Consider the following 17,966-nt stretch of genomic DNA (forward strand, 5'->3'; position numbering starts at 1 on the left):
CAAAACGGGCCGCACTAGGCGGCCCGCTCCACGTTCGAATCGAACTCAGCGATAACGCTCAAGCCAGTGCGCATAAGGCGCCGGCAGAACCCACGATGCTTTATCCACACCCAGTTCTTTCGCCGCGAAATACGCCCAGTGCGGATCGGCCAGATGGGCGCGGCCCACCGAGACGATGTCCAGTTGGCGCGAGCTCACGGCCTCTTCCGCCAGTTGCGGCGTGCCGAAGCCCCACGCGGAGGTGACTGCCAGACCGCTTTCGTCACGCACACGGCGGGAGATTTCACCGAGGAAGGCCGGGCCCCACGGGATGTTGGTTTCGGCGATGGTGAAGCCAACGCTGACGCTCAGCAGATCGAGGCCACCGGCCTTGAAGCGGCGGGCCAGTTCGATGGATTCGCTGAGGGTCTGCTCGTCGCGACCGTCGTATTCGATCACGCCGAAACGCGCGGTCAGCGGCAGGTGCTCAGGCCAGACTTCACGCACGGCGGCGAGGGTTTCGAGCAGGAAACGGCTACGGTTGTCGAAGCTGCCGCCGTAGGCGTCGGTGCGTTGGTTGGAGTGTTCGGAGAAGAAGCTTTGCGCCAGGTAACCGTGGGCGAAGTGCAGTTCGATCCACTCGAAGCCGGCTTCAAGGGCGCGACGGGCACCGTCGACGAAATCCTGTTTGACCCGGGCAATGTCGTCCAGGGTCATTTCCCGCGGCACTTTCGGCAGGTGGTGACCGAAGGCGATGGCCGACGGCGCGATGGTCTGCCAGCCACGGGCGTCGTCTTCAGCGATGTGGTCGTCACCTTCCCACGGACGGTTGGCGCTGGCCTTGCGGCCGGCGTGGGCGATCTGGATGCCCGGCACCGAACCCGCGGCCTTGATGGCCTTCACCACCGGCACGAACGCCTGGGCATGCGCGTCGCTCCAGATACCGGCGCAACCGGGGCTGATGCGGCCTTCAGGCGCCACGGCAGTCGCCTCGACCACCACCAGACCGGCACCGCCACGGGCCATGCTGGCGTAGTGAACGTGGTGCCAATCGTTGACGATGCCGTCTTCGGCCATGTACTGGCACATCGGCGGGATGGCGATGCGATTGCGCAGAGTGAGGTCTTTCAAGGTGTAGGGTTGGAAGAGTTTGGACATGCAGGAGGCTCCGACAGGTTTTGATACGATTGTTCGATAGTATTCGAACTATGGCATTTAGTGAAGCCTCCGTTATCATCAGCACCATGCGCGCCTACAAACACCCCGACCCCAAAGACTTCGTACTCGAACGTATCCTCTACGCTCTGAGTGACCCTGTTCGCATGGAAATCGTTCGCTGCCTGGCCGGTGTCACCGAAGCCACCTGCGGCGAACTCGACGGCGGGCGACCGAAGTCGAGCATGTCCCATCACTTCCGTGTGCTGCGTGACGCCGGCCTGGTGCAGACCCGTTCAGTCGGCACCACGCATATGAACTCCTTGCGCCTCGACGCGCTGGACGGGCGTTTTCCGGGGTTGATCGGGGCGATCCTGTCGCACAAGTGAGGCGGGCTCAGGCCGGCGCCGTCTGACGCTCGCGCAACCGCCAGTAGCCCAACACCGCCACCAGCAGCACCGCGCCGCCCGCCGCCAGCGCCACCGCGAAACCAGCGTGCGCCCCGCCCTCGTCCAGCACCTGCCCGGACAACGCCGCGCCCGCCGCCACGCCGACATTCAAACCTGCCAGCAGCCAGGTCATGCCTTCGGTCAGCCGCTGTTCGGGCACCACCCGCTCCACCAGCGACATCGCCACGATCATCGTCGGCGCGAAGAACACCCCCGCCACCAGCACCGCAGCCATCAACCCGGCAATACCGCCGACCAGCGACAACGGCACCGTCGTCGCCGCCGTCGCCAGGCCGCCCAGCAGCAACAAGCGGTGCAGCGGCTGATTCAAACGCAGCGCGCCAAATACCAGCCCCGCCACACAAGAACCCAACGCATAGGCCGACAGCACCAGGCTCGCGGCGGCCGGTTGTCCGAGTGCTGCGGCGAAGGCCACGCTGACGATATCGACGGTGCCGACGATCACACCCATGGCCACCATCAGCAGCGTCAGCAAGCGCACCTCGCCCAGGCCAATCACCGAACCGCTGTCGTGCCCCACCTCCTCCGCCGACAGCACCGGCGGCTCGCTGCCGCGCTGAGCCACCAGCGCCAGCACACCGATCACCAGCAACAGCGCTGCCGCCAAAGGCCCGGCCTGCGGGAACCACGCCACGCACAACCCCACCGAGAGTGGCGGTCCGGCGATAAAGCTCACTTCATCCAGCACCGTCTCCAGCGAATACGCCGTCTGCAACTGCGACTGCCCGCGATAGAGCGCCGTCCAGCGGGCCCGCACCATCGCCGACAGGCTCGGCATGAAACCGCTGAGCGCGGCGCCGAGAAACAGGCTCCAGTCGCCCACTGGCCAGCGGCTGCCAAGCAGCAGCAAGGCCATGCCCAGCACGCTGATCACAGTCGCCAGCGGCAATACCCGGCGCTGCCCATGACGGTCCACCAGCCGGGAAATCTGCGGCGACAGCAGCGCGTAGGTCAGCACGAAAGTCGCCGACACCGCCCCGGACAGCGCATAACTGCCGCGCAGTTGAGCCAGCATCGTGATGATGCCGATGCCGGTCATCGGTAGGGCAAGGCGCGCCAACAGCCCGGCCAGGACAAAGCTCCGGGTACCGGGGTGGTCAAAAAGTGATCGATAAGGGTTGTTCAATTTCGCGCTCCTTGGCATCTCGCGCTTGCCATTGCGGCAGGCGGCGGGAAAAATACATACGGCTCGTATGAATAAAAGCCTATTTACATACGAGACGTATGTAAACCCCTCACCCAGGAGAAACCGATGGCTCGCCGTACCCGCGCCGAAATGGAAGAAACCCGTGCCGCCCTGCTGGCCACGGCCCGCAAGGCGTTCAGCGAAACCGGCTACGCCGCGGCGTCGATGGACGAACTCACCGCACAGGCGGGCCTGACCCGGGGCGCGCTTTACCATCATTTCGGCGACAAGAAGGGTTTGCTGGCGGCTGTGGTCGAGCAGATCGACGCGGAAATGGACGAGCGCCTGAACGCCATCTCCGAGACCGCCGAAAACACCTGGGACGGCTTCCGCACCCGCTGTGAGGTGTATCTGCAAATGGCCCTGGAACCGGAAATCCAGCGCATCGTCCTGCGCGATGCCCGCGCCGTGCTGGGCGGTGCGTCGGCGGAGTCACAGCAGCACTGCATTGCGTCGATGCAGGCGCTGATCGAGCAATTGATCGCGGAGAAAACCGTGGTGGCACTGGACCCGCAGGCGTTGGCGCGGCTGATCTACGGCAGCCTGGCGGAAGCGGCGGTGTGGATCGCCGAAACTGAAGCGGGGGACGAACGACTGGCTCAGGCGAGCGAGGCGTTGGGGGTGTTGTTGCGGGGTATTTTGATTCGCTAGTCGGCAGATCTGCAGCGCCCTCAAGATCGAGCGCCGCGCGGGCGGCGCTCGATCTCAAGAGCGCTAGAAAACTGCCGACAAGCACCTCTCAGCCACCACATGCCCCAATGGCGCCGCGTTGCAACTCAATGCCGGCCAGTATCGACCCGATCAATGCCCGCGACGTTTCCAGGGTGAACTGGGTCGACCAGAGTATGTCTTCGATCTGAAGCCCCGCATTGTCGCTGGCAAGAAGGTTGGTTTCGTAGGCTGAGCAGATCAGCCGGGAAAGCTGTTTCAAGGCGGGTTCGATTTCGCTGCCGGCACAGACGGCAATCAGTGGGACGGGCTGGCCGTCGAGGTACGCGAAGGGCATGTCGGTGGTGGTGCCGCGCAGGACTACGGGGGGATCCGGGACAATCTTTTTCATGACAACCTCTACCAGTGGAGCGACCACCAGTTGCTGTCAAACATCAGGTGGCAGCTGTACGCGGGTTGACAGACCGAGAGTAGAGGAACCCGGCGCGCAACACATGCGCCCCACGTACAGCCGCCATAACACGGTGCTCAAACGCTGAACGCTTGGGCGGCGAGTTGGCACTGCAGGTTTCTACTGATCGGCCTGTCAAAGCCGGTCGCTGGAAATCAGCGACGGGGCAAGACTAGGCAGCGATTCCACAGGGCGCAACGGCAGATAGGGCGCAGGAGTATGCTTGGGAAGTTGCCTACACGAAAGCCGGAAGTCGAGAGGTTTTCGTTGCAATATGCGACACCTTCATCGCGAGCAAGCTCGCGCCTACAAGCCAGAGAGAAACCCAACCCTCACTCCGCCACCGACACCCGATACGCCTTCCTATTCGCCGACCGCGCAAAGCACACGAACAACGCCGCCATCACCGCCAGCGCCATCGGCAGCCCGTGCGGCGCCACGTCCATTGCCGCGCCGCTGACCAGCGGCCCGATCAGGCTGCCCACGCCCCACAGCAAACCGACACTGGCATTGGCCGTCACCAGATCCTGCCCCTTGAACTGCTGCCCGATCAGCACCAGCGCCAAGGTATAAACCCCGCCCGCCACCGCGCCGAGCAACACCAGCGCCGGCCACAACAGCCACTGCACCTGGATCAGCCACGGCAGCGCCAGGCCGATCAGCATCGCCACCACGCCGCACACCAGATGCACCAGAGTTCGCTCGCAGCGGTCGGCGAGCCAGCCGATAGGCAACTGGAACAGCATGTCGCCGGTCAGAATCACCGTCACCATCAACGCCGCCACGCCCACCGCGAAAGCGTGGTTGGTGGCGTAGACCGGCAGTAGCGAGAGGATCACCGCGTCGAAGAACGAGAAGAACAGCACGCCCATGCACAAGGCCGGCGCGACACGGAAGAAACCGGCCAGGGAGAAACTCTTTTCACCCTCGTCGCCATGCTCGACATGATCGTTCGGCACCGTCCAGACGATGCACGCCAGCGCCAGCGCGTACCCCACCGACACCATGACGATCAGCCACGGCCCCTGCGCGCCCACCAACGACAGCATGGCCGGGCCGAGCATCTGGCAACCGGTGAACGCCGTGGCGTACAGCGCCATGACCTTGCCGCGGTTGTGCTCTTCGCTCAGTTCGTTGACCCAGGACTCGCCAAGGATGATCGCCACGCCCATGCCGATGCCCAGCCCGACACGCAACGCGGCCAGCAGGTAGATCGAGGAAAACGCCCACTCGATCAACACCACGCTGAGGGCGCAGATGCTGAAACTGAGCAGGTAGATGGTGCGCCGGGTCAGGTGGCGACAGCAGGCATCGACGAGAAACGCCGAAAGCATCATGCCCGCGGCCGGCATCGCAGAGAGAATGCCGATGCGCAGGCTGCTGGCGCCGGACTCCAGCAGGCGCAAGGAGACCAGCGGCAAGGTGGCGCCGAGGCTGAAACCGATGATGGAAACGACAAACAACAGACCGCAGAGAAAACGCTTGTTCACAACTCACTCCACAACCACCGACGCATGAGGCAAAGGGCTCACGCGCGGGCACAGGCACGCTCGATGACAAAAAAGACGAACGGACCGGAAGCGGCCCGCGAGAGGTCAGCGGAGGGTGCGGTGTGGCGAGAAGGTGAAGGCGAACAGCACGCTGCGCCGGCGCTTGAGCACCGTGTCACTCGGCCAGTCACGACGAACGGCCCGGGCGACGGGCAGTTGAGCGGTGAAGGAAGAAGTCACGCAGGTCATGGTTCGGCTACAGCGATGAAGGACTGGAAAGGGCCGGCACTCTAGGCCATGGCCTCGGCCGCCGTCAATCGGCTGGGCACAGCCCTTGGTCTGCTAGCACACAGCCAGTAGAATCGACTGAAATTCATTCTCGTTCTCACCCTATGTCTCTCAACAGCGCTCAACGCATCCTTGCCATCGAGGACGACCCGGTTCTCGGCAACCATCTGCATGCCTTTCTCAGCCGGGAAGGGTTCGAAGTGACCTTGTGCGGCGACGGTCGCCAGGGACTGGAGCTGGCCCAGGTCTACGATTTCGATCTGGTCCTGCTCGACATTCTGCTGCCCGGCCTCAATGGCCTGGACGTGCTGCAGTCGCTGCACCGCGACAAGGGCACGCCGGTCATCCTGCTGTCGGCACTCGGCGAGGAACAGGACCGTACCACCGGCTTTACCTACGGCGCCGACGACTACCTGCCCAAGCCGTTCAGCATGACGGAATTGAATGCGCGGATTAACGCCGTGTTGCGGCGCATTCACCTTGAGCGGCGACTGGCCCGGCAGCAACAGCAGCCCGTGACCGCAGAAGGCCCGCTGTATTTCTCGACCCGACGCAACGACGCCCGCTACGCGCAGTCCTGGCTGGACCTGACCGACAGCGAATTCCGCCTGCTGCGCCTGCTCTGGCAGTACCGCGGCGAAGTGCTCGACAAACGCACCCTGTACAGCCAGGTGCTGCACCGCGAGTACAGCGCCGGGGACCGCAGCCTGGACATGCACATCAGCCACATCCGGCGAAAACTGCAACTGGCGCACTGCACCGAACTGGCGATCCTCACACTGCGCAACCAGGGCTACCGGCTGGACGCCACCGAAGCGTGAGGTCGTTCAATCACCATTCGATCCTCTGGCGGCTGCTCGGCGTCCTGGCCACAGCGATCCTGCTGACGCTGTGGTTGAGTTGGTCGTGGAGCGCGACCGCCGAACTCACCACGGCCTATCTGCCCGCAGCGCAACGCGAAGAACTGCTGGCGGACGCTCGGGCCGCCGAGCAGGCCTGGCGGCGCGGCGGCGCCGAGGGCGCGGATATCTGGCTGAGGGATTTCCGCCAGCACGAAGGCGTCTGGGCGGTGCTCATCGACCGTCAGTTGCAATCCCTGACCGGCGTTGCGCTGGGCGACGACGATGTGCGCCGCCTGACGTTCCTGCGCAGCCTCGACAGCCCGGTGCGACGCAACCGTTTCAACACCGTGCCCGACGTCATACTGCCCTTCCCCGAGAACGCCGAACACGGCGCGCTGGTGCTGCAACTGCCACCGCGCTTTCTCGCCGACAGCAGTTGGCCGCTGTACCGCGGCATGGCCGTTCTGCTTCCACCGCTGCTGGCCTGCCTGCTGCTGGGCCTCTACATCCAGCGTCACCTGCTGCGGCCCTTGCGCCAATTGCGCGAGCAGGCCAACAACCTCAAGGGCGACAACCTCGACCAGCGCCTGCCCGCCCCGCTGTGTGCGCGCAAGGACGAGTTGGGCGAGCTGGCAGGTGCGTTCAATCACATGAGCGACCGCCTGCAAGGCAGCCTGGAATTCCAGCGCCAGCTACTGCGAGACCTGTCACATGAACTGCGCACGCCGATGAGCCGGCTGTGCGTGGCGCGCGAGAGCGCCACGGGGCTGGATGAGTTGCAGCAGCGCCTGGATCAGGAAATGGAAGTCATGGGCCGGCTGGTGGAAAACACCTTGAAACTGGCCTGGCTGGATACCGAGAAACCCCAGGTGGAGCGTGAGTGCATCGCGTTGGCGCGCTTGTGGGACATCCTCGTCGACAATGCCTGCTTCGAATCCGGCTGGGACGCCCGGCGCATGCCCTGCCACCTGGGCGACGACTGCCTGATCCTCGGCAACCTCAACGGCCTGCACCACGCGCTGGAAAACCTGCTGCGCAATGCCATTCGCCACTCACCGGAAGGCGGCCGGGTATTTCTCGAAGGCGAGCGCCACGGCGACGCCTGGCACATTCGCGTGCGCGATGAGGGTCCTGGAGTGGAAGACGCCGATCTTCAGCGCATCTTCGAGCCCTTCGTTCGGCTCAATGGCGCGCGGCCTGCCGACGGTGGTTTCGGCCTGGGCCTGAGCATCGCCAAGAGTGCCTTGGCGCTGCAAGGTGTCACGCTGTGGGCCGCAAATACGCACCCGGGGTTGAGTCTGAACATGCGCTTGCCGACAGCCTGAGACGCTGCTCGGCGAGGCCGCGCATCTGCAGCGCCAACTCACGCAGTGCCACATGCGGCGAGCCCAGCAAGGCGCTGGCCATAGTCTGCAGAAAGGGCACGGTCGCGGTGGTCATGGCGCGGCGCAACCACACCAGCGCTTCGTCCAGCTTGCCCCGCGCCACCAGTTGCGAGGCGTAGCTGCACTGGCCGCGAAAATCGCCGGCCAGCGCTGACCGCTGATACCAGTCGAACGCCACGTCGAGGTCCGGCGGCACTTCCCAGCCTTCCTCATGAAAACGCCCCACCAGGTTCATAGCCTTGGCGTGACCGTTGTTCGCCGCTAGCTGGTAGTACGACAGCGCCGCCGCCAGGTCGCGGGTGACGCCCCAGCCCTTGGCGAGCATGTTGGCGTAGTTGTAACGCCCCCAGTCGTCACGCTGGTCTGCCGCCATGCGGTAATGCCGCGCTGCCACGGCCAGGTCGATCGCACAGCCCCAGCCCATCTGCCAGCAGCGTCCGAGCATGTTGCGCGCGGCGACATGCCCGGCGTCCGCGGCAATGGTGAACCAGCGCAGCGCCAATTGCGGGTCGTGGGCGATGCCGCGGCCATCGAGGAGAATCTGCCCCAGCCGCGCCTGGGCGTCGAGGTTGCCATTGGCCGCCGCGCTGAGAATCAGGCGCGCGGCGTAATCGGGCTCGCGGGCATAGAGACCGAGCCAGCCAAGATCAGGAGTGCTCATAACCGCCCTCAGTGAAAAAGCCCCGCCCGCGAATCGCGGGCGGGGCGTGGTGACGACAGGATCAGAAGCTGTATTCGGCGGTCAGTTGCGCACCGCGACCTTCACCCGGCACGCCAAAACCACGGCCGTTGTACTGGCGGAAGTAGTGCTTGTCGAAGAGGTTGACCAGGTTCAGGCGCAAGCCCAGTTCATCGGTGGTCTGCCATTTGACCGCGGCGTTGTGCACGACATAGGCCGGCACTTCGGCACGCTGGGCCTTGGTGACGTTGCCGCCCTGCTGGCCGAGGCCGATGTACTTCTCGCCGACGTAACGCACGCCGTAATCCAGGCTCCAGCGATCATTCAGGCGGTAGCTGGTCCAGATGCTCGCCGCGTGCTTCGGCACGTTGGACATCTCGATGCCTTTCTGGCTGCCGCCCGGACGGTCGAAGCGGGTGTCGGAGTAGCCGCGCTCATCTTCCAGAATCACGCTGTCGAGGTAGCTGTAGGTGGCGAACATCGACCAGGCATCGGTGATGTTGCCGCTGGCGCCCAGCTCCACGCCGTCGACCCGGTACTTGAGGTTGGCCTTGTCGCCCGTGGTGGCATCGATTTCCACCGGTCCGGTGGATTCGGTACGGAACAGCGCACCGGTCAGCGACAGGCGACCGTCGACCAGGTCCCATTTGGTCCCCAGCTCATAGTTGCGGCCCTTGGTGGGCGTCAGTTCGGCATCGGTTTCGCTGACCCCGCCCGCGGCGGTCGCGCCAATAGCGCCAGGTTGCTCGCCGGTGCTGTAGCTGATGTAGATGCTGCCGTTTTCCGCCGGCTTGTAGGTCAGCGCCGCGCGGTAGCTGGTGAGGATTTCCTTGGCGGGATCGAAGTAGCCGGCGGCGTTCACCCAATCGCTCAACACACCATTGGTGCCGAGCGTGCGCGACAGACTCTTGGTGGTCTGCGCTTCCCAGTGATCACGGCGAGCCGAAACGTCGGCTTGCCACTGCGGACTGAACTTGAGGGTGTCGATGACGTAGTAGGCCTTGGTCTCGGACTCCGCATCGTTGCGCGAGGTGTAGGCGTTTTCGGTGCTACCGGAGAACTTCGACGGCGGATCGCTCGGGTCCACGGCGAAGCGGCTGGCGAGGGTGCCGTAACGCAGGCTGCCGTTCTTCTGCGAGAGCTTTTCCTTGCTCAGCTCGATACCGGTGACCAGATCATGGTGGATACCCGCGGTATCGAAGTTGAAGATCAGGTTGGTCTGGTTGCTGAGGATCTGGTTCTCGGTGTGCCGAGACGGCCCGATCAGGCGTCGGCCGGTGCCATCGGAACGGGCGCTGGTGGCGCTGAGGTTGCAGGTGCCGTTGGCGCCGACCACCGTCCCGGTCGGGAACAGGCAGCTACCTTCTGGAGTGGTGACCACGTAATCACGCACCAGGCGCGACCAGGTGAACTGGTTGTCGATCCGCATGTTGTCGTTGAAGTCGTGTTCGAACTTCAGCTTCAGGCGGTCGATGCGGTTGTCTTCCTTGTCGAGGTTGCGGTAGCCCCAGTAGCTGTCCCATTTGACCCCCGGATAACGGCTGACCGAGCCGCCATTGAGGCGTGGCGATTTTCCGTCGTGCACGGTGGGAATGCCGTAGTCGTAGTTGCCGGTGTCTTCCAGGTGCTCGTAGCCGAGGATGAAACGGGTGTCGGTGCCCAGGCCGAGGCCGAGGGACGGTGCGATCCCCCAGCGCTCGCGATCGATCCAGTCGCGGCCGTTAATGCCCGACTCGTGCTTGACCAGGTTCAGCCGAAACGCCGCGCCACGGTCGGCGTCCAGCACATGGTTGGTGTCCAGCGTCAGGCGCTTGTATTCGGCGGTGCCGACGCCGCCGGTGACCTTGTTGAAGTCTTCCAGGCGCGGGGTCTTGCTGACCATGTTGACCGCCCCGCCGATGACCCCGGCGCCCCAGGTGGAAGAGCTGGAGCCCTTGATCACCTCGACCCGCTCCACGTTGAACATCTCCGAGCGGGTGTAGTACGCCGAGTCGCGCACGCCGTCGATAAACACGTTGGAACCGCCGTAGGTGCCCGTGTTGAAACCGCGGATATTGATCGTGTCGCCCACCCCGCCCGCGCCTTCACCCGAATTGAAGGTGATGCCCGCCACGGTGTTGAGCACGTCTTCGAGGGTCTGCGCGTTCTGCTGTTCGATCAGCTCACGGGGGACCACGCTGATGCTCTGCGGTACGTCACGCAGCGGCTGGGTGTATTTTTCCGAAGCCATGCGGCGGGTCTGGTAGTCGCCGTCCTGTTCACCCTTGATCGCCGTCGCGCCCAGTTCGACAGGCTCCGCAGCCTGCGCACCCTGAGGCAGCGCCAACGAAGCCATGGTCAGGCCAAGGGAGGTTTTCAGCAATGAGGGTCGAGGCAGACTGCTATCGGGTTTTGCGGACATCGGAAAGATCCTTCGGAGAGTACGGGACGCAGGACGCACCAGCGCAAGCACACGAAAGATATTCATTCCTGTTCGCAATAAAAGGCGTTTTACCTGCCTTTACCCGGACCTCGCCGCCAGCCCGCGAAGGACCGTTGCAGCCTAGGGGCAGACTGCCAGTAGCGTGCTGACAAACCTTACAAAGTCGAAACGTCCTCGGCGAGCGAACCGCCCTCGACCAGTCGGTTGCGGCCCTCCTGCTTGGCGCGATACAGCGCCAGGTCCGCCACCCGCAGCAGCGCCGTGAGCGCCACACTCTGGCCCGGGCGGCCAGGGTCGTGACTGGCGCTGCCGATGCTCAGGGTCACCCGGCCCAGCGGGCTGTCGGCGTGGCTGAGATTGGCGTCGTAGATTTCCTGGCACAGCTCGCGAGCGACAGTGCGCGCGCCATGGGCGTCGGTGTCGGGGAGGATCACCGCGAACTCTTCGCCGCCATAACGGCAGACCTGATCCCCCGGGCGCAGCAAGGACTGGCCGAGCAGCATGGCGATCTTGCGCAGGCATTCATCGCCCGCCTGATGACCGTAGTGATCGTTGAACACCTTGAAGTGGTCGACGTCCACCATCAACAGCGACAGCGGTCGGCTTTCGCGGCGAGAGCGGGCCTTCTCCTGCAGCAGCGCCTCGTCGAAGCGGCGGCGGTTGGGCAGGCCGGTGAGGAAGTCTTCGCTGGCCAGCGCCTGCAGGCGCGCGTTGGCTTCGGCCAGTTGCGCATTGGTCTTGGCCAGCGCCTGGCGCATCAGGCATTGCTCGGTGATGTCACTGAGGGCCAGGGTCAGGCCGAGCACTTCGTTGTCGAGGTCGCGCACCGCGCCGACTTTCATCAGGTAGGTGCGGCCCTGCCAGTCCACTTCACGGTCGGCCAGCACCTGGTCGCGTTCCAGATCAGCGAGGCACTGCGCCAGGTCCAGTTGCTCAACGGGCAACAACGCAGGCAGCGGCTGGCCGACCAGTTGCGCGGCATCGCCGCCGAGCAGCTGGCCCAGGGCCCGGTTGACGTTGACCAGCACGCCCTGCCGGTCCACCAGGCCCAACGCCACGGACGCCGCGGCGTACAGCGCTTCGAGCTGCACTTCGCGGCGGTCCAGCGGGCCGATGCCGGGAGTGACGTCACGGTCGATGCCGCGGTAGCCGGTGAAGTTGCCCTGCGCGTCGAACAGCGGCACGCCGCTGGTTTCCAGCACCACCAGACGGCCATCGGAGCGGATATTGCGGTTGATCAACCCGGCGAAAGGACGCTGCTCGGCGGCGATCCCACCGAAGATCGCCCCGACCCGCGCAGCTTCGTCCGGCGGCATGAAATCGAACGGCGTCTTGCCCAGCACCTCGCTCGGCGCGAAGCCGAGCATCTGTCGGCTGTGCTCGGAGCAGAAGGTGTAGCGGCCCTGGCTGTCCACTTCCCAGAGCCAGTCGGAGTTGTGCGCGATGATTTCCCGCAGGCGCAGGACTTCCTGTGCTTCGGGGAGTGGCTCAGGATCGGGGGCGTTGGGCATAGGGGCTACTTCGGAGAACAACCGGGCGATTGCAAAGCGCCACGTTACTGGATCGGAGCCTCACCCGGCAAATCCGACGTAACGTGGCGCTTCAGGCCTGTCAGCGCTTTTTCGTAGACGGCAGCAGGATCGCCAGAATCCCCAGCAGCGGCAGGAACGAGCACAGGTAATAGACGTACTCGATGCCGTGGATGTCCGCGAGGTAACCCAACAGCGCCGCGCCGATGCCGCCGAAGCCGAACATCAGGCCGAAGAACACCCCAGCGATCATGCCGACATTACCCGGCACCAGCTCTTGCGCGTACACCACGATCGCCGAGAACGCCGAAGCGAGGATGAAGCCGATGATCACGCTGAGCACGCTGGTCCAGAACAGATCCGCATACGGCAGCGCCAGGGTGAACGGCGCCACGCCGAGAATGGAGAACCAGATCACCGCCTTGCGGCCGATACGGTCGCCGATCGGCCCGCCGAAGAAGGTGCCGGCCGCCACCGCCCCGAGGAACAGGAACAGGTGCAATTGCGAGCTGCCCACCGACAGGTCGAACTTCTCGATCAGGTAGAAGGTGTAGTAGCTGGTCAGGCTGGACATGTAGAAGTACTTGGAGAACACCAGCAGCCCCAGTACCACCAGCGCGCCGATCACCCGCCCGCGGGACAGGCCGTGGGTCGCGGCCTGGCCGGCCTTGGCCTTGAACAGGTTGAGGTGCTCGCGGTACCAGCGGCTCAGGCCGTAGGTCACGATCACCGCCGCCACGGCGAACAGGCCGAACCAGGCGACATTGCCTTGGCCGAACGGAATGATGATCGCCGCCGCCAGCAGCGGGCCGAACGCCGAACCGGCGTTGCCGCCGACCTGGAAGGTCGACTGGGCCAGGCCATAGCGCCCGCCCGAGGCGAGCCGGGCGATGCGCGAGGTTTCCGGGTGGAAGGTCGATGAGCCGATACCCACCAGCCCGGCGGCCAGCAGGATCATCGGGAAGCTGCCGACGTACGCCAGCATCACAATGCCCACCAGAGTGCACAAGGTGCCGAGCGGCAGCAGGTTGGGCATGGGCTTGCGGTCGGTGTAGAAACCCACCGCCGGTTGCAGCAGCGAGGCGGTGATCTGGAAGGTCAGGGTAATCAGGCCGACCTGGGCGAAACTCAGGTCATAGTTGGCCTTGAGCAGGGGATAAATCGACGGCAGCACCGCCTGGATCAGGTCGTTGATCAGATGCGCCAGGGCGCAGGCGGCGATGATGCGCATCACCAGCGGGCTGCTCTGGCTGGCAGCGGACGCGGTTGGCGCGGCGGTACTTGAGGACATGGGACAACATCCATCGGAGGGCAGGAAAGGATCCGATTATGGCGAAATCGTTAGCAAGCGCACTATTCTTTTTGCCGAACACTTGCTTGTGAACAATTCTCAATAACGTTAGCATCGCCGCTCACTTCACCTGCGCGGCGCCCAGCATGTCCGAGGATCAGGAAGACCGAAGCCTGGCGGGGCTCTACCAGCGCCACCGCAGCGAGCTGATGGCCTTTCTCACCCGCCGCACGCGCTGCCGCGAGACCGCCAGCGACCTGCTGCAGGATGCCTTTATCCGTTTGATGCACAGCGAGCGCGGCGAAGTCGGCAACCTGCGCGCCTTCCTGTACCGCATCGCCAGTAACCTGAGCATTGATCACGCCCGCCGCAATCGGGTGCGCGGGGTCAATGACGAGCAGGCGCTGGAACAATTGCTCACCGAAACCAGCCCGGAACGCAGCGCCGTGGCGGGTAATACCCTGGCGCATCTGGAGCGGCTGATCGACGGTCTGCCCTCGCCGACCCGCGAGGTTTTTCTGCTGGCCCGGGTCGAGCAAATGAGCTACAAGGACATCGCCGCGAAGCTGGGCCTGGAGCCCCGCGCCGTCGAGCGTCACCTGAACAAAGCCTTGAGCCACTGCGCAGCCGCCGCCCTGCATGCGCGCAACCAGACCGAATCGTCATGACCGTCTCGCCCTCTCCCACCGACCTCGCCGCCGATCCCGCGCAACAAGCGCTGGACTGGTTTACCCGGCTGCGCGCCGAGGACGTGAGTGTGGCCGAACGGCAAGCGTTCGAGCAGTGGCGCGAGACGCCGGAAAACGCGCGGGCTTTCGCCGAGGTCGAGTCGCTGTGGCAGGTGCTTGAACTGCCGGCCCGGCGAGTGCGTAAAGCCGAGCGCGTGCGCGGCAAGCGCTGGCCCCAGTTGGCGACCGCCGCCTGCCTGCTGCTGGCGGCGGGGGTTGCCTGGCTGCAATGGCCAGCCCTGCAACGCCTGAACAGCGACTACTCCACCCGCGCCGGTGAACGCGGCAGCTTCACCCTGGCCGATGGCTCGCAACTGCGCGTGGACAGCAACAGCGTCGTGGATGTCGACCTGAACGGCGCGATTCGAACGCTGCACCTGCGCCAGGGGCGACTGTTCCTTGAGGTGAAACACGATGGCCGGCCGTTCGTGGTCAACGTCGATGATGCCCAGGTGCGGGTGCTCGGCACCCGTTTCTCGGTCGCGCGCAGCGACGGGGTCGATGAAGTGGTGCTGGAAAGCGGCAAGGTGCAAGTGCTCGCCGGCACGCAGACTCAGGTCCTCATTCCCGGCCAGCGCCTGACGGTGCACGGCGAGCAGATCGATCCGCCGCAAGCGGTGGATGCCGAACGCCTGCTGGCTTGGCGCGACGGTCAGTTGCGCGTTCGCGATGTACCGCTGCGCGACGTCCTGCAGCGGCTGGCCGATTATCAGGGGCAATCCCTGCTGTTGCTCGACGCCGCTGCCGGCCAGCGTCTGGTCAGCGGCAGCTTCAACCTCGACCAGGCCGACAACGCCCTCGACGCCCTGCTCAGCAGTCAGAAATTGCGCGCCGATTCCCTCGCCGGGCGCTGGCTGATCGTGCGCTGAGAATTTTTTTCGCGGGCGTCCGGTAATTCCAGAACCTGCTGCGTCACACCTCCACATAAGAAGCATTACCATTTGTATTCTTGGGGGAGGACCTATGCAGTACCCATTCGATTTCGCCTTCAAACGCTTGCCACTGGCCCGCGCCATCCTGGCCGCGACCCTGGTCTCCGCGTTGCCGGCCGGCACCTTGCAGGCTGCCGAGACCAGCACCCGTGAAGCCCAGGCCCAGCGTTTCGACTTCACCATCGGCGCCCAGCCGCTGGCGGATGCGCTCGACCAGTTCAGCGCGCAGAGCGGTTATCAGGTGATCTACCAGAGCAGCCAGGTCGGCGGCCTGCGCTCGCCCGGCGTGCAAGGCCGGCTCAGCGCCGACGAGGCCATCCAGCGCCTCACCGAAGGCACCGGCGCGCGGCTGACCCAGCCCAACGCCAACAGCTTCCTCCTCGACCTACCGGTAAACCTCGGCGGCGGCAGCCTGCAACTGGATGCCCTGAGCATTTCCGGCAAGGCGCCGGGTTCGACCACCGAAGGCACCGGGCTGTACACCACTTATTCCTCCAGCAGCTCGACGCGGCTCAACCTCAGCCCGAAGGAAACCCCGCAGTCGCTGACCGTGATGACCCGCCAGCGCCTGGATGACCAGCGCCTGACCAACCTGTCCGACGCACTGGAAGCCACGCCCGGGATCATCGTCACCCGCGACGGGCTCGGCGCGGAAAGCGACGCCTACTGGTCCCGTGGCTTTGCGGTGCAGAACTACGAAATCGACGGCGTACCCACCGTCGCGCGCATGGACAACTACACCCAGAGCATGGCCATGTACGACCGCGTCGAAGTGGTCCGCGGCGCCAGCGGCCTGATCAGCGGCATGGGCAACCCGTCGGCGACCATCAACCTGATCCGCAAGCGCCCGACCTATGAAAGCCAGGCGAGCATCACCGGCTCGGTCGGTAACTGGGATCGTTATGGCGGCGGCTTCGATGTTTCCGGCCCGCTGAATGAAAGCGGCAACGTGCGCGGGCGACTGGTGGCAGACATCAAGAGCGAGCACGCCTGGGTCGATCGCTACAAGCTCGATGCCCAGACGCTCTACGGCATCACCGAGTTCGACCTGAGCGAAGACACCCTGTTGACCGCGGGCTTCAGCTACCAGCGCACCGACGTCGACTCGCCCCTGCGTACCGGCCTGCCCACCCGCTTCGCCACGGGCGAGCGGACCAACCTGAGCCGGTCGATCAACAGCGCGCCGACCTGGTCCTACAACGACCACGTGCAGACCAGCTTCTTCGCCTCGATCGAGCATCAGTTGGGCAACGGCTGGAGCGGCAAGGTCGAATTCAGCCATTCGGAAAACCAGTTCGACGAGCTGTTCGGCTTCCTGATGGGCAACCTGAACACCGATGGCAGCGGCCTGTCGCAATTGCCGGTGCGCTTTTCCGGCACCCCGCGCCAGAACAACCTCGACGCCTACCTGACCGGCCCGTTCAGCCTGCTGGGGCGCGAGCATGAGCTGATCACCGGCGTGACCCTGTCGCAGTACCGCGAGCACGTGCCGAGCTGGGGCGGCTGGCGCTATGACTACAACGCCACGCCGGATGCGGCGGTGGGCAACATCTTTGATTGGGATGGCAGGCAGCTCAAACCGGAGTTCACCGAATCCGGCAAGTCGCGCATGGAAGAAAACCAGTACGCCGCCTACGCCACCACGCGCCTGAACCTGACCGACGACCTGAAACTGATCCTCGGCAGCCGGGTGATCGACTGGAAACGCGACACCGAGGACACCCCCTACGACGCGCCCAAGACCGAGGTCAATCGCAAGGAAACCGGCGTGTTCATCCCGTACACCGGGGTGGTCTACGACCTGGACGACACCTGGTCGCTTTACGCCAGCTACACCAAGATCTTCAGCCCGCAGGGTTCGTGGGTACGCGACGAAGACAACAAACCATTCGACCCGATGGAAGGCGTGGGCTACGAGATCGGCATCAAGGGCAGCCACCTGGACGGCAAGCTGAACTCCAGCCTGGCCGTGTTCAAGCTGGAGCAGGACAACCTCGCCATCTGGCAGCACGACAACGTGTACTCGGCCGAGCAGGACACCACCTCCAGAGGCGTGGAGCTCGAACTCAGCGGCGAATTGGCGCAAGGCTGGCAAGCGGCGGCGGGTTACGTCTACACCACCACCACGGACAAGGATGACCAGCGCATCTACACCATCCTGCCGCGGCACAGCCTGAAGACCTACACCAGCTACCGCCTGCCGGGCGCGCTGGACAAACTGACGGTGGGGGGCGGCGTGAACTGGCAGAGCAAGGTGGGCAACGACCTGCACACCTTCACCCAGGGCAGCTACGCCGTGACCAACCTGATGGCGCGCTACCAGATCAGCCAGAACCTGAGCGCGACGGTGAACCTGGACAACGTGTTCGACCAAAAATACTTCAGCATGACCAGCAGCTACGGCAACTACGGCACGCCGCGCAGCCTCATGACCGGCTTCAAATACGACTTCTGACGCCGCATTCGGCTA

16 protein-coding genes are annotated in these 17,966 nt (G+C 64.6%); 7 read left to right on the top strand and 9 right to left on the bottom strand.

Annotation, left to right across the window (positions count from 1 at the left end):
* Nucleotides 1-45: 45 nt before the first annotated feature.
* Nucleotides 46-1,137, bottom strand: coding sequence for an NADH:flavin oxidoreductase/NADH oxidase (locus tag HWV67_RS25285; protein WP_175653241.1), 1,092 nt, complete (start codon nt 1,135-1,137; stop codon nt 46-48).
* Between the two features lie 50 nt (nt 1,138-1,187).
* On the opposite strand from HWV67_RS25285, the gene HWV67_RS25290 reads away from it, so the two are divergent.
* Nucleotides 1,188-1,523, top strand: a complete 336-nt coding sequence (locus tag HWV67_RS25290) for an ArsR/SmtB family transcription factor (RefSeq protein ID WP_175653242.1) — start codon at nt 1,188-1,190, stop codon at nt 1,521-1,523.
* A 7-nt stretch (nt 1,524-1,530) separates the two neighbouring features.
* Here the strand turns inward: HWV67_RS25290 and HWV67_RS25295 are convergent, their stop codons facing one another.
* Nucleotides 1,531-2,730, bottom strand: coding sequence for an MFS transporter (locus HWV67_RS25295; protein ID WP_256680202.1), 1,200 nt, complete (start codon nt 2,728-2,730; stop codon nt 1,531-1,533).
* Between the two features lie 126 nt (nt 2,731-2,856).
* Between HWV67_RS25295 and HWV67_RS25300 the strand changes: the two genes are divergently transcribed.
* Nucleotides 2,857-3,441, top strand: a complete 585-nt coding sequence (locus HWV67_RS25300) for a TetR/AcrR family transcriptional regulator (protein WP_175653244.1) — start codon at nt 2,857-2,859, stop codon at nt 3,439-3,441.
* 88 nt (nt 3,442-3,529) lie between these two features.
* Here HWV67_RS25300 and HWV67_RS25305 read toward each other — a convergent pair whose 3' ends face one another.
* The 3 genes from HWV67_RS25305 to HWV67_RS31560 all read right to left on the bottom strand — a co-directional run bounded on the left by HWV67_RS25305 (nt 3,530) and on the right by HWV67_RS31560 (nt 5,649).
* Nucleotides 3,530-3,850, bottom strand: a complete 321-nt coding sequence (locus tag HWV67_RS25305; RefSeq protein WP_175653245.1) for a hypothetical protein — start codon at nt 3,848-3,850, stop codon at nt 3,530-3,532.
* Nucleotides 3,851-4,242: 392 nt separating this feature from the next.
* Nucleotides 4,243-5,400 (bottom strand): MFS transporter, encoded by a 1,158-nt coding sequence (locus HWV67_RS25310; protein WP_175653246.1) that lies wholly within the window; start codon nt 5,398-5,400, stop codon nt 4,243-4,245.
* 105 nt (nt 5,401-5,505) lie between these two features.
* Complete coding sequence (locus tag HWV67_RS31560; RefSeq protein ID WP_218585619.1) at nt 5,506-5,649, bottom strand: hypothetical protein; 144 nt, start codon at nt 5,647-5,649, stop codon at nt 5,506-5,508.
* Between the two features lie 143 nt (nt 5,650-5,792).
* On the opposite strand from HWV67_RS31560, the gene HWV67_RS25315 reads away from it, so the two are divergent.
* Nucleotides 5,793-6,509 (top strand): response regulator transcription factor, encoded by a 717-nt coding sequence (locus HWV67_RS25315; protein ID WP_175653247.1) that lies wholly within the window; start codon nt 5,793-5,795, stop codon nt 6,507-6,509.
* Nucleotides 6,506-7,855: a HAMP domain-containing sensor histidine kinase gene (locus tag HWV67_RS25320; RefSeq protein ID WP_175653248.1), complete on the top strand. Its 1,350-nt coding sequence runs from the start codon at nt 6,506-6,508 to the stop codon at nt 7,853-7,855. The genes HWV67_RS25315 and HWV67_RS25320 overlap by 4 nt, the downstream gene beginning before the upstream one ends.
* Here the strand turns inward: HWV67_RS25320 and HWV67_RS25325 are convergent.
* The 4 genes from HWV67_RS25325 to HWV67_RS25340 all read right to left on the bottom strand — a co-directional run bounded on the left by HWV67_RS25325 (nt 7,791) and on the right by HWV67_RS25340 (nt 13,836).
* Nucleotides 7,791-8,576 carry a tetratricopeptide repeat protein gene (locus HWV67_RS25325; protein ID WP_175653249.1) on the bottom strand — a complete coding sequence of 262 codons (786 nt, stop codon included), beginning with the start codon at nt 8,574-8,576 and terminating at the stop codon, nt 7,791-7,793. The genes HWV67_RS25320 and HWV67_RS25325 overlap by 65 nt on opposite strands.
* 61 nt (nt 8,577-8,637) lie before the next feature.
* The gene (locus tag HWV67_RS25330; RefSeq protein WP_175653250.1) at nt 8,638-10,995 is read right to left on the bottom strand and encodes a TonB-dependent receptor; all 2,358 of its coding nucleotides are present in this window, start codon (nt 10,993-10,995) and stop codon (nt 8,638-8,640) included.
* A gap of 176 nt (nt 10,996-11,171) precedes the next feature.
* Entirely contained in the window at nt 11,172-12,527 is a 1,356-nt protein-coding gene (locus HWV67_RS25335; protein WP_175653251.1) for a sensor domain-containing diguanylate cyclase, read from the bottom strand.
* Nucleotides 12,528-12,627: 100 nt separating this feature from the next.
* Nucleotides 12,628-13,836 carry an MFS transporter gene (locus tag HWV67_RS25340; protein ID WP_110970938.1) on the bottom strand — a complete coding sequence of 403 codons (1,209 nt, stop codon included), beginning with the start codon at nt 13,834-13,836 and terminating at the stop codon, nt 12,628-12,630.
* A gap of 146 nt (nt 13,837-13,982) precedes the next feature.
* On the opposite strand from HWV67_RS25340, the gene HWV67_RS25345 reads away from it, so the two are divergent.
* The 3 genes from HWV67_RS25345 (at nt 13,983) to HWV67_RS25355 (ending at nt 17,951) form a co-directional block, all read left to right on the top strand.
* The gene (locus tag HWV67_RS25345; RefSeq protein ID WP_175653252.1) at nt 13,983-14,504 is read left to right on the top strand and encodes an RNA polymerase sigma factor; all 522 of its coding nucleotides are present in this window, start codon (nt 13,983-13,985) and stop codon (nt 14,502-14,504) included.
* Complete coding sequence (locus tag HWV67_RS25350; protein ID WP_175653253.1) at nt 14,501-15,433, top strand: FecR family protein; 933 nt, start codon at nt 14,501-14,503, stop codon at nt 15,431-15,433. Before HWV67_RS25345 ends, HWV67_RS25350 begins: the two co-directional genes overlap by 4 nt.
* A 94-nt stretch (nt 15,434-15,527) precedes the next feature.
* Nucleotides 15,528-17,951, top strand: coding sequence for a TonB-dependent siderophore receptor (locus HWV67_RS25355; RefSeq protein WP_175653254.1), 2,424 nt, complete (start codon nt 15,528-15,530; stop codon nt 17,949-17,951).
* The last annotated feature ends 15 nt before the right edge of the window (nt 17,952-17,966 follow it).

The organism is Pseudomonas sp. Marseille-P9899, from assembly GCF_903166565.1.
GTDB lineage: Bacteria > Pseudomonadota > Gammaproteobacteria > Pseudomonadales > Pseudomonadaceae > Aquipseudomonas > Aquipseudomonas huaxiensis.

Bases quoted from the DNA above. Each gene is read 5' to 3' on its own strand.
- HWV67_RS25325 (WP_175653249.1), bottom strand. From the start codon at position 8,576: ATGAGCACTCCTGATCTTGGCTGGCTCGGTCTCTATGCCCGCGAGCCC.
- HWV67_RS25315 (WP_175653247.1), top strand. From the start codon at position 5,793: ATGTCTCTCAACAGCGCTCAACGCATCCTTGCCATCGAGGACGACCCG.
- HWV67_RS25330 (WP_175653250.1), bottom strand. From the start codon at position 10,995: ATGTCCGCAAAACCCGATAGCAGTCTGCCTCGACCCTCATTGCTGAAA.
- HWV67_RS25345 (WP_175653252.1), top strand. From the start codon at position 13,983: ATGTCCGAGGATCAGGAAGACCGAAGCCTGGCGGGGCTCTACCAGCGC.
- HWV67_RS25305 (WP_175653245.1), bottom strand. From the start codon at position 3,850: ATGAAAAAGATTGTCCCGGATCCCCCCGTAGTCCTGCGCGGCACCACC.
- HWV67_RS25340 (WP_110970938.1), bottom strand. From the start codon at position 13,836: ATGTCCTCAAGTACCGCCGCGCCAACCGCGTCCGCTGCCAGCCAGAGC.
- HWV67_RS25335 (WP_175653251.1), bottom strand. From the start codon at position 12,527: ATGCCCAACGCCCCCGATCCTGAGCCACTCCCCGAAGCACAGGAAGTC.
- HWV67_RS25355 (WP_175653254.1), top strand. From the start codon at position 15,528: ATGCAGTACCCATTCGATTTCGCCTTCAAACGCTTGCCACTGGCCCGC.
- HWV67_RS25290 (WP_175653242.1), top strand. From the start codon at position 1,188: ATGGCATTTAGTGAAGCCTCCGTTATCATCAGCACCATGCGCGCCTAC.
- HWV67_RS25285 (WP_175653241.1), bottom strand. From the start codon at position 1,137: ATGTCCAAACTCTTCCAACCCTACACCTTGAAAGACCTCACTCTGCGC.
- HWV67_RS25350 (WP_175653253.1), top strand. From the start codon at position 14,501: ATGACCGTCTCGCCCTCTCCCACCGACCTCGCCGCCGATCCCGCGCAA.
- HWV67_RS25300 (WP_175653244.1), top strand. From the start codon at position 2,857: ATGGCTCGCCGTACCCGCGCCGAAATGGAAGAAACCCGTGCCGCCCTG.
- HWV67_RS31560 (WP_218585619.1), bottom strand. From the start codon at position 5,649: ATGACCTGCGTGACTTCTTCCTTCACCGCTCAACTGCCCGTCGCCCGG.